Consider the following 11295-nt stretch of genomic DNA (forward strand, 5'->3'; position numbering starts at 1 on the left):
TCGAACAGGTCGACGACCTCGTCGATATGCGTGGTCAGATTGATCTTGCGCCCATCCATCGACGAACGCTCTGCCAGCCCGGCAAGCGTCGGTGCGAATACCCGGTGGCCTTGTGACAGCAGGATCGCCGCGACCCGGTCGTAGCACCAGCCGCCGTGGTTTGAGCCATGAATGAGGACGAACGTTGTTGGGGCCTGTAGTGGAGAATTCACGCGCGCCTCCTGAAGTTGCGCCCCAGTCTGACGACGCTTGGTGATTCCGCCAAGTAGGGCTTTCGGAGCACCGGTCTCGCAGATATTCTGGGCGTAGCACGCGCATCTGTTTGGGTTACGCCACGCAACAGAGCGCCGACATCGCTGAACGGCCGCTTTGGGCCGACCCCGTTTGCCATCGGCCGAAGTGTCTGGAATAAGCTGTCGGCGGACACCCCGTCGTTCAAGTCAAACCGGCCGTATCGGCCTCGCGTCACCTGCAGCGAAGGCCAGCCCGTTCGCCACAGCCGTGAATACTTCGCTGAAGGAGTGAACGGCCTGCGGGAATAGGTTTTGCATAGTCTGCGAGACCAATGACATCAGGCTGGAGCCTCCGACATAGACCACTTTCTCGACGCAGGCGACATCCAGGCCCGCGATCCGCAGCGTCTCGCGGGCGCCCTCGGCCAGCGCGTCTGCATGGCGGGCGAGGCTTTCGGTCAGGGCATCTGCCGAGAGGGGAAGGACCAGGCCAGGCTCGATCCGGTCCAGCAGGATGGACGCCCCCTCCGCCCCGCCATTGGCCGCGATCTTGCCCCGCTCCACGGCAAAGCTCAGGTCATGCCCCAGTTCATCCTCGAGCACCTTCGCCAATCGGGCCAGCTTTTCCGGCTGATGTGCGAGACGCACCATCTCGGCGGCCAGCCGACGGTTCTGCGGCGTGTAGAGGAAAGCGATCTTCTCCCAGGTCGCCAGGTCGTTGAAGATGGCGTTCGGCGTCGGTGTGCTGCCAGTGCCGAGCGTCTTGCGCAGCTCGGTCCCCTTGCCCAGATGCGGCATCACCCGGTCGATGCTGATGGCGCGGTCGAAATCTGTCCCGCCGATGCGGACCCCGTGATTGGCCAGGATCGTCACCCCGTCGCGGCCAGAACGGAACAGCGAGAAATCCGAGGTTCCGCCGCCAACATCGACGATCAACCCGATCCCTCCCTGGTCCTCCAGAGCGCCACTGGCGATCGCGGCGGCCTGCGGTTCCGGCATGAACTCCACGTCGCGGAAGCCGGCCGCGAGATAGCAGGCGCGCAGATCAGCCTCGGCGGCGGCCTCGCGGGGGTCGCCCGCGCCATGGAACACCACTGGCCGTCCCGACAGGACGCGGTCGAAGCTCACCCCGGCTTCGGCTTCTGCCCGCGCCTTCACCTGGGCGAGGAAGCGGGCGATGATTTCGACGAAGGTCACCCGCTCGTTCAGGAGCCGCCGGGGCTCATGCATCAGGGGGGTGCCCAGGATGCGTTTGAGCGCCCGCATGAAACGCCCCTCGGCGCCCTCAAGCAACGCCTGATTGGCTGGTTCGCCGATCAGCAGGCTGCGCGCGTCGAAGTTAAAGAAGAAGGTCGTGGGGATCGTGGTCTGGCCGGGCGCGAAGGAAATGAGGCGCGGCCGCCCGTCCTGCACATAGCCTGCGGCGGTGTTCGACGTGCCGAAGTCCACCCCAAGACCAAGTGCTCTTTGCGCCATGCTCATATTCCTTGTGCCATGCAGAGCCGGGGTCAGTAGGCGGCGCGCAGAAGGGTGTCAAGCAAGTGGTGTGGCGCCAGCTGCTGATCTGGTGGGCACGCTGCGGAAGACACAGGCCCTATCGTCGATGGGACCCGCGGCCGCGCCCGCTCACTGCAGCCGCGGCCGCGTCTCCAGGGCTTCGCCGACCGCCAGCATCCGGATCACGTCTCGCAGGCTCAATCGCCGTTTCAGGATCCGGGGCGCAGCCTCGATCGTGTCGAGAACAGCGGCGATCCCAGCCTCCGACAGGCCCATCCTCCGCCCCTCCGCCATCGCGAAGTCAGCGATCTGCGCGGGCGTGATATCGGGCAGTTGAATCACCTGACACCGGCTGCGCACAGGCTCCGGAGCACGGTCGACATCGTTCGCCGTCATGACCCAGAGGATATGGGACATGTCGAACTGCAGGCGGAAGTAGGGGCATTCCCATTCCGCCGCCGTGGCCGGCTCGATCAGCGCCAACAGCGCATCTGCAAAAGAATGGCCAGTCCCACTCGTGGACGTGCCGTGCTTCGCCTTGCAGACCTCGTCCACGATGACGATCGGGTTGGCGATGCGCTTGGCGAGGATCAGTTCCAGCGGTCGGCCGGGTAGGGTCGTGCCCCAGCCCCGCTCGACCCCCGCCAGCGCAAAGCCAGCGCCACCCTTCGAAGCATCGATATCCACCATCGGCAGCGATAGACGGTCGGCCAGCTTGCGCGCCCAGACCGATTTGCCGATGCCCGGAGGCCCGTTCAGGATCACGGGGCGCATGGCGATGCCTCCACCCCGCCGGGCTGCACGGCGCAGGGCATGCCACGCATATTCCGAGGCAGCAGCCATCCAGGGCATCTCTGCATGGAGGCTGGCCGCGACTTCATCAGCCCAGTGCTCAGTCTGCGCCAGGACCAGATCGGCGCCATGAAGAACCGGCGTGATGCGGGCCAATTCCTCTGTCTTCAGTTGCGTGACTCCGGCATTGATCTTCTGCCGCTCGGCCATAAGCGTTGCGCGGCGGCGGATCTTCTTCGTGTCATCGTATGTGACGATCTGGGTCGCGCGGGAGGGCTTGAGGTCGCCCTCATCGTCCCAGAGGTCGAGAGGGTCATTCTCTTCTGCGAGTTCGCGCTCGGCACGCAAGCGGCGCAGGGTTGCGGTGAAGCGCGCTGCAATCGTGTCGGCGTCTTGAAAAGGCGGCAGGTCGACGAATTTGATCCGCGTCATCGGCAAGGTTCCATATCTGGCATGTAGGGCTCGGGCCGACCGGGCTTGGCATCTGGCCAAGCGGAAATGGCCGGTCCTGGTTAGGGACTGGTCAGTCGGCCCATATGCGGCAGATATGAAGATGCGCGCTCATGCCTTCTGGCTATGCTGAGAAGTGCCGTGCGGTCAAGAGGCGCATGCGGTCATCTTCCCTGGATGGCCGCGAAACGATGGGGTGACCTCGGCGGGTGATGCGCCTCATCAACATGAGGGGACTACACCGAAACGACAGGAATTCTTCGCGATTTGAACCTGCCAGAACCAGCCTGACGCAGCTTTTTTTGTGGCAATTTTGGCCGTTCAGCCTCAGCCGCATCAATCACTTAGCCGTTCAACTGGTGAACTTCGGAAACTCGGAGACGATCCACAGGCAGAAACACCTGGCGCGCTCAGATTGAGCGCCAGTGTCAATAACATTTTAGATTTTCTGAGAGTTTTTTTCGTCGCGCTTTTGCGAAGCTTTCCGGGTATCGGGGCGACCCCGGCAGACCCTTCCTTATAGAACTACGTTAGTAAGGTAAGGAAGGGCACTTCAAGACGGAATGTTTTCGAGCGGGGTTCTTTTGTTGCGCTGCGTTGCATTTATGCAACATGGCGGCACTGTGACGAAATGAGGTGATCGGCGGCCCTTTCGCCCGAAATACCCAATCTCTAATATTGCCACTATGAGCATGACCCTTGATATCACTCTCGCAGCCTTTCGGCTGATACGCTGACCCTCCGGGAAGGCGCGCTGATCAGAATGGCGCGTCGAACGGAGTTGGCGTGAGTGACGAGTGGCAAGACCTTCCGCTCCTCTCTCAATCACGAACCTCTGGCAGTGCTTCCGGCCTCGTCGGAAATCGGCGCCGTCATGTTCATTCGAACTTAATCAACTCACCGATTCGGTGAAATCGTCGTGCTGGAGAACTGAAAAATTTACAGAGAGAGCTTTCCGAACCCAAAGATCTGCGGCGTGGTTTCTCAAATTCGCAAAAGGGGAATCAGGCGGGATTTGTGCGAAAAACGAATGAGGACTCTGCGCTTTTGCCGGGTTTTCCGAGCCTTGTGTGAACGAAACGGATTAAGGAGGAATGCGAATAAAAATCGACCAGAGCTTGGCCTTCGTTTTTTCGCACTTTTTTCGGTCTACATGCCTGATAGTGCCACTGCGCCTGAAAATATCAAGCAAACTTATTTCTTTATTTACAATGGGTTGATGTGCAATCGATAGATCAACGACTTGTGAGGAAGGAGAAGTCGACCAAGCGATAGAGCACAAAGAAAAGGCGCGCCGAAAATGGCACGCCAAAGGTAACGACCGGGAGCGGCCGTATAGCTATTGCGTTCATAGACCCAAATATGGGCAGGCGCAACTCCGTTTCTCGGTTTCAACGAAACTAACCCGGATCCCGGGAATGGAGGACCTATGTCCGCTGAAATCATGATCCACCAGGCACAGCCTTATATGGATGAAACGCCGCCGAAACTCGCGAGCCCCTCGACGGCTAACCGCAAGATCGTTCGCCATAACCGCGAACATGCCACCGCGCAGGTTGTCTTCGGCCCGGGACATGGGCGTGTCATTCACCTGGAAAGCGATCTCGAGCTTTGCTGGTGCCTGGTGCTTATGTCTCTCGAGAACACTGCGGACTTGCGCGAGCAGGTCAGGTTCGATTGGGTGGATGAAGGGGGTGAAGTGCATTCGCACTGGTTCGATCTCTTCGTCCTCCGTGTCGATGGCCGGCGGATCGCCTATACGGTCAAACCGCAAGCGCGCGTCAGTGAACGGTTTCGGAAAGAGATCTCCCACATTGCCGAACAGGCGAGAGAGAGCGGTTTTGCCGATGATGTGCGGCTGCTCACGGATGAGAACCTCAATCGGGCCTCACTCTTCAACGCGAAGCTCTTCTACGCCTACCGCAGGCCCGAAGCCGAAGCGGATCAGATGGCGATCGAGATCCATAACGCAATGTCCGGTGTGTGCAGACTTGGCGAGTTGGTTGCGCATTTCGAGGACGCGGGGTTGGGCTTCCGCGCCTTCGTCCGGCTGCTTCGGTCTGGACACCTGAAGCTCGTCCGGCCCGAGCAAATCTCTCTCAACTCCAATGTTTTCAAAGCGAAAGGTGCGATCAAATGACGCTGCAATTTGGCTTCGGCCACCCCAATCAACGCTTTGCGTTCGGAAAATATGACCGTCTGGCGATCGATAGTCTCGGTATGCGCCCGGTCCACCGAAGTGAAGACGGCTGGATCTTCACCCTGGAAGACGGGAGCGGGTGTTCGCAAAGCTACACCCATCAGCAACTCAGCAAATTCGCAGCACAGGGCCGGCTGAGCCATCAGATCGGGCATTTTCTGCCGCAGCAGGCTGCGCAACGGTTGAAACTGAAACAGGGGAAGGTCCTGATTTCGGAACTGCCCACGAAAACCCGGATTGCGTTTGCCAAACGGGATGCGTGGGTGAATGCCTTCCTCGAGTGTCAGAAGGACAAGATGAAGGTTACGGATGCGTCGATCCGGGCCAATATGCATAAGATGCGGGCGCTTGCGCAGGATTTCGCCAAAAGGTCCCGCCAAACCTATGTTCCCGGTGTTACGAAGACGATCGATTTCTTCGTGGAACCTTCGCCGCGCACGCTGCGCCGCTGGCTGGCGGCGTATAAAAAGCTGGACACTCACGGCCTCATCGACCGGATCGCTGCGCGTGGAAATCGCGGGCATCGTATGGCGCCTCGCGAGGTGTCGCTCATGATGGAAAAGGTATTCGGCTACATGTCGCCGGAGCGCCCGGCGCAAGACAAGACCGCCAAGGATGTCCAAGCGGCCTTCAAGGACGAAAACGAACGGAGGGCGGCGAAGGGCGAACCCGAGTTGTGCGTGCCGAGCTACGCCACCATCTGCCGTGCAATCCGCTCGCTCGACCCGTTTCAGGTCGCTGTGGCGCGGCACGGCATCGACTATGCGCGCAAGAAATTCGCGCCGGTCGGGAATGGCCTGGAGCTCACGCGTCCGCTCGAGCGCGTCGACATCGACGAGCATCGCGTCGACGCGATCACGCTGATGGCGTCCGCAGGCCTGGAGCAGTATCTTACCCCGGAAGAACTCGAAGCCCTCGGCCTTGATGGCAAGAACAAGCGCTGGCTTATCACCGTCGCGATTTGTGCGACCACGCGGTGTATCGTCGGCATGACGATCACCCGCGAGGCCAAGGGCTCTGCCGCAACGCAAGTCCTTCAGATGATCGTTCAGGACAAGGGGAAATGGGCCAACAGCGTCGCTGCGCTTGGGTCGTGGGATATGCATGGTCGTCCGGAAAAGGTCGTTACCGATAACGGTCCCGCCTTCATTTCCGAGGTCTTCCGCCATGCCTGCTCGGATCTTGGCGTGGTCCACGAGTTTACGCCACCGGCAACTCCCGAACAGCGCGCGCGCATCGAGCGGCTGTTCAGGACCGTGTCGACCAACCTCATGCGGCGGCTGTCCGGGCATACGTTTTCGAGCATCATGGAAAAAGGCGATGCCAACCCGCAGAACCGTGCGGCGCTGAATTTCGAAGACTTTGCCTTCGCACTCGTGCGCTGGATCGTCGATATCTATCATAACCTGCCTAACGAGGGGCTGCATGGTGAAACGCCTTTGGAATGCTGGCGGCGCCTTCTGCAGGGCGTTGGTGTCGCGCCGGCACCTTCGAACCGTGAATTTCGCCTGATCTTTGGTGAGCGCTTCATGCGCAGGCTCGACAAGAGTGGCGTCACGGTGCTGGGTCTGAGGTATCACTCGGAAGCGCTGGCGACGTGGATGTTGCGCAACGACGAGGCCAAGGTCGAAGTGGCCTGGCATCCGCGTGACATCGGCGCAATTCTGGTGCGCCTTGATGGAAAGTGGATCGAAGTGCCTGCCCTTGATCACCGGTTCCACGGCAAGGCGGCGCAGACCTGGTTGATCGTGGCCCGCAAGCTCAAGAGCATGTATCCGCGCCGCAAAGAGTTCGATCACGATACGATCTTTGCAGCTTTCGCCGACATTGACGAACGGAATTCCCAGGCGGTGGCGCTCGCGGGGCTTCTTGTGGAGGACTGGAGCAAGGACAAGTTGAAGAGCATCGAAGATCGCTTGTTTGTCGGGTTCCGGGCGTCGATCCGGTCGCCCCATGAAGGGATCGCTGCCGCGGATGGTGAGGCCGGTCAGTCCATTCCCGCGCCCCGCAAGGAGGGGCCGAGCGCGGCCGTTGCCCCCAAGAAGCGCAAGTCGGACTCCGCAAACTGGGGGGTTGAGGACTCACAATGATCGATATGGGCAATGTCATGCGTGTCCTCGGCGAACTGCGGGCGCTCCATGTGACCAATCCCCGGGACGAGGATTTTGCGCTCCATTTTCGGCGGCTGCTTGCACACGGTGCCGATGGCGAGGTGCTGCCGTCCGCGGCGCGCTTCACCAGCACGGGGGAGACGCGGGGGATCATGGTCGTCGATGGCCCTGGAGGAGGAAAATCCACGCTTGTTCAGCGCGGTCTGGATCGGTGCGCGGCGTTGCAGCCGGGGCCGGACGGGAACAAGACCTACCTCAAGGTCGTCGTGCCCAGTCCCGCAACGCTCAAGAGCGTTACGCTCGCCCTTCTGAAGGATAGCGGCTACCCCGATGTTTCCCCGCGCCGGGAAGTTTGGACGATGATGGAGTTGTTGCGGGCACGGATCGCGATGCTCGGGGTCGTAGCGATCTGGATCGATGAGGCGCATGACCTATTCTGCGCGGATAAGAACCTGATCCTGCGCGCGCTGAAATCGCTGATGCAGGGAGATTCCGCCGTGATCGTGATCCTGTCCGGGACCGCGGCGCTCGCCGAGATCGTTCGCTCTGACCAGCAGGTGCAACGGCGGTTCACCAGCCTGATCCTGCCGCCCGTGGATCCGAAGGAGGATTGCGCGGGGATCGAGACTGTCATCACGCGTTACTGCGAGCGCGCAGGGCTCAGGCCGCCTCAGGATCCTGACATCGTTGGCAGGGTGACCCATGCCGCCCGCTATCGGTTCGGGCGAACGGTCGAGAGTGTCGTGAGCGCGATTGAATGCGCATTGCTTGACGGGGCCAAGGCGCTCGAGGTGGATCACTTTGCTCAGGCCTATGCGATGCATGACGGCGTGGGGCCGGAGCGCAATGTATTCCTGGTGGCTGACTGGTGGAACATCCGGCCGGACCAGCCGATCGAGCCGCGTGTCAGACAGGGTCGAGCTCAGGGCAGCCGGAGGTGACTGCAATGCAGATTTTTCCTGCTCTTCCGTATCGGAGCGATGAGACCGTCCTCTCCTGGGCCGCGCGCCTCGCGGCGTTTCATACCGGCGGTCGGCTTGTGCCCTTTCTGCACGATATTGGCATCAAGCCCAATGATCTCTCGGCCGGAGGCCCCGATGCGGTTCGTCACCTCTGTGAAAAAGTGGGGCAGGATCTCGAGCCCGTGCGCCGCAATGTGATCGCGCGTATCGCTACGCGCCACTTTGCTTTGCGGGACGAAACCTTCAGTGCCGAGTTCACGACCGGTGTCATCACGCGGTTTTGCCCCGCTTGCCTTGCTTGTGACAATCTCGATGACCGTAGCCCCCACATTGCCCGTTCTCATCGGCTGATCTGGACGCTCCGGCCCGTCCATATCTGCCCGGACCACAAAATTCTCATGCTCGAGCGCCGGGGGGATAAATGGGACGATTTCCTGCATGAACTGGCCGATCTTGTTCCCGAAACCCGCGCGCAACTCCTGAACCTTGCGGGTCAGGCGCCCGGAACTGAGCCGTCCGAACTTCAATCCTATGTGTTGGCGCGCCTTGATGGCGCGAGCGGGCCCGCATGGTTGGACCGTCAGCCGATCGAGCAAGCGGTCAAGGCGACGGAAATGCTTGGGGCCGTGATCGCCTTTGGCACCGAGGCAAAAGCCGCCGATCTGGGTCCGATGGATTGGGTGCATGCCGCCAAGCAGGCGTGGCCCTATGTGCGCGATGGCGAGGACGGTCTGCGCCGCGCCTTCTGCGAACTGCAGGAGGCCGCGAAAGGCCACGGGCGGGACTGGCTGCGCCGGAAGGGTGTCTTTGGGATGCTTTACGCCTGGCTCTCCGCGGGCAAGCTTCGCAAGGATCCGGGTAGTATCCGCGATGTCTTGCGGGCGCATATCGTCGAGACGATGGACGTGGGCCCTGGCGAGACCTTGCTGGGGGAGGTCGTCACGCAGCCCAGGATTTCGAGCGTGATCACGTTGGCCAAAACCTATCACGTCCACGAATTGACCCTGCGCGACGTCTTGGTGTCGCGCAATCTCCTCGACGCAGATGCTGCATTCACCCCGTGCTCGGAGTTGCTCGTCGACGCGGGGCAGGGCCGTCTCGTAGCTGAGGCAATCAACTGTGCCATCCCCGTGACGCAGGCGGGTTCGTTTCTCAACGCAACGCGTCCGATGGTGTCGACCCTGGTCGAAATTGGTGCCTTGACCCAGTTGAAACTCGATGGCGAGCCGAGAGGAAAGCTGAGCCGCTCGATTGACCGGCGCCAGATGGTGGCGTTTCTGGACAGGATTGAAGCCAAGATCACGGGCGTTGTCGATGCGGTCCCGGCTGGGATGACCGACATCTCTGGCCTGCTTGAACGTTCGCGGATCACCAACGAGAAGCTGTTCCGTTTGCTCCTGACCGGGAGGCTTCGTCGGTTGCTTCGACTGAAGGATGTCCCCGGGATCAAGGGGCTGGTTCTGGATCCGCGAGAGTTCAGCACGGCCGATCAATTGCCGATGCCCGGGATGTCATTGGAAATGGCGCGACTGACTCTTGGCCTCAGCGAGGCTGCAATCCGTGCGATCACCAAGGACCGTTCGGGGGGTGCCTTTCTGAAATCCGATGATATTGGGGGCGCCCATGAAAAGTGGATTTGGCCGGAAGCGATGACTGAGTTCCGCAAACGTTATGTTTTCGCGCATCGGTTCAAGCTCGAGTTCAAGTGCGAGCGTTCGACCGTTCGCTCGCGCCTTGAGAGCGTGGGGGCGAAGCCTGTTGTGGAGCCCAGAAAGCTTGGGGCCACGCTTTACGTGCGAGACGAGGTGATTGCGGCGCTTCAGCGCTGACCAGCCAACCTTCCAAGCCGGAATGTTCAAATGAAGAAAATGCCGCCTTCGGGCGGCATCTTTTTTTGGCCGTTCGGTGGTCAATAATTGTGACAAAAATGGCCAACGCCGTGATTTTCGGGCGGCTAGAGGAAGAAAATATCATTAAAGATCAACATCCTAATTTTTTGCGTATGGGTGAAATGGTCGTTTTATATGACGTCTAACAGCATTTGTGCGGCGTCGCATAAAACGGCCACTTTCAGAGGTTTTCTGTCCATTCTGATCGCATAACGTGACCACCGGAGCCGAAGGTTCCGGTGGTTCTCTTTTGTAATCAATGCGTTGTGTAGACTTGCGGAAACCTTGTCGAAACCGGTTTGTGAGGGCCGGGCTAACGGCGACTTTCCTCGCGACATCGATGCGCTCGTGCAGTGGGCCTAGGGCAGCTATCCAGAAGGCGACGAGACGCCCGATCGACATCGAGGCGGACAGCCGGACCTATGGAGCATTCGATGAGCTGCACGGCGCAGTGGACCCCGCCTCCTTCGCGGATCTGCTCCAGCGCTCGGCAAATTCCCATCACGGATTGTCTGTCCCGACACCAGCAACCTGAGCGCCAATCTGTCACTGGTTTCTATCTCGAAATAGCAGCGCTCATGGACTCAGCCCTTGGCGCTGTTATTCTTCGTCTCGCCTGCCGCTTTATACTCCTCATGTGCCTTGTCCCAATCGTGACCGGGAAAAGCTGCGCGCACGGCTACGAGAAACTCCGGGTCCTGAAGCGTCTCGTAGGTCACATCCTTGAATTCGACGTCCAACGACATCTTTGAAACGAGCGACTTCGCTGAGGGAAAAGACCGTTCCAACTCGTGCTTGAGCCAAGCCCTGACATCAGAGCCGAATAGGCCATGAGCAGCGTCAGGCGGACTGGCTTTTGCAACGGGTTCGTAATAATCGACGATTGCGTCTTTTGACTTGACGATCTCGTCTTCAATCTTGGCTTCCAGATTTTTTTTGATAGGCTTCCAATTGGGTGCGAATATGGGCCACTCTTTTCTCAAAATGTGGCTTCACCGATTTCAGCATCACGCGGTCTCCGCTTCCGACTGATGGGGTGTAATTCTTCCGCAGATCCGCAAGGCTCTGTTGCACAAAACCCGTGGGGGGATTCATCTCGTGAATCCAGTGTGGTAGCTGGAGGGCATGAGCAGACCCATCCCCCCTGCCTACAAGACCAGG

The 11295-nt window shown here is 60.1% G+C and carries 9 protein-coding genes; 4 read left to right on the plus strand and 5 right to left on the minus strand.

The window, feature by feature from the left end:
* The 3 genes from MXB90_RS17050 to MXB90_RS17060 all read right to left on the minus strand — a co-directional run.
* Positions 1-212: alpha/beta fold hydrolase (locus MXB90_RS17050; protein ID WP_462982322.1), on the minus strand; the 212-nt coding region annotated here is incomplete at its 3' end.
* A 228-nt stretch (positions 213-440) separates the two neighbouring features.
* Positions 441-1709, minus strand: a complete 1269-nt coding sequence (locus MXB90_RS17055) for an Hsp70 family protein (protein ID WP_250046620.1) — start codon at positions 1707-1709, stop codon at positions 441-443.
* Between the two features lie 150 nt (positions 1710-1859).
* Positions 1860-2954, minus strand: a complete 1095-nt coding sequence (locus MXB90_RS17060) for an AAA family ATPase (RefSeq protein ID WP_250046621.1) — start codon at positions 2952-2954, stop codon at positions 1860-1862.
* Positions 2955-4401: 1447 nt separating this feature from the next.
* Between MXB90_RS17060 and MXB90_RS17065 the strand changes: the two genes are divergently transcribed.
* The 4 genes from MXB90_RS17065 to MXB90_RS17080 are packed head-to-tail and all read left to right on the plus strand — an operon-like array spanning position 4402 to position 10074.
* Entirely contained in the window at positions 4402-5112 is a 711-nt protein-coding gene (locus MXB90_RS17065) for a PDDEXK family nuclease (RefSeq protein ID WP_250046622.1), read from the plus strand.
* A complete protein-coding gene (locus MXB90_RS17070; protein WP_250046623.1) occupies positions 5109-7262 on the plus strand; it encodes a DDE-type integrase/transposase/recombinase in 2154 nt (717 codons plus the stop codon). Before MXB90_RS17065 ends, MXB90_RS17070 begins: the two co-directional genes overlap by 4 nt.
* On the plus strand, positions 7259-8224 hold the full coding sequence (locus tag MXB90_RS17075) for an ATP-binding protein (protein WP_250046624.1): 966 nt from the start codon (positions 7259-7261) through the stop codon (positions 8222-8224). The genes MXB90_RS17070 and MXB90_RS17075 overlap by 4 nt, the downstream gene beginning before the upstream one ends.
* Positions 8225-8229: 5 nt before the next feature.
* On the plus strand, positions 8230-10074 hold the full coding sequence (locus MXB90_RS17080; protein WP_250046625.1) for a TniQ family protein: 1845 nt from the start codon (positions 8230-8232) through the stop codon (positions 10072-10074).
* Positions 10075-10718: 644 nt separating this feature from the next.
* Here MXB90_RS17080 and MXB90_RS17085 read toward each other — a convergent pair.
* Together MXB90_RS17085 and MXB90_RS17090 are read right to left on the minus strand one after the other, a co-directional pair.
* Entirely contained in the window at positions 10719-10874 is a 156-nt protein-coding gene (locus MXB90_RS17085; RefSeq protein ID WP_250046626.1) for a hypothetical protein, read from the minus strand.
* 172 nt (positions 10875-11046) lie between these two features.
* Positions 11047-11295 (minus strand): hypothetical protein (locus MXB90_RS17090; RefSeq protein WP_250046627.1); only part of this gene is annotated, 249 nt, incomplete at its 5' end.

The sequence above is a fragment of the Phaeovulum molybdatiresistens genome, assembly GCF_023544865.1.
In the GTDB taxonomy this organism is placed as follows: Bacteria; Pseudomonadota; Alphaproteobacteria; order Rhodobacterales; family Rhodobacteraceae; genus Pontitalea.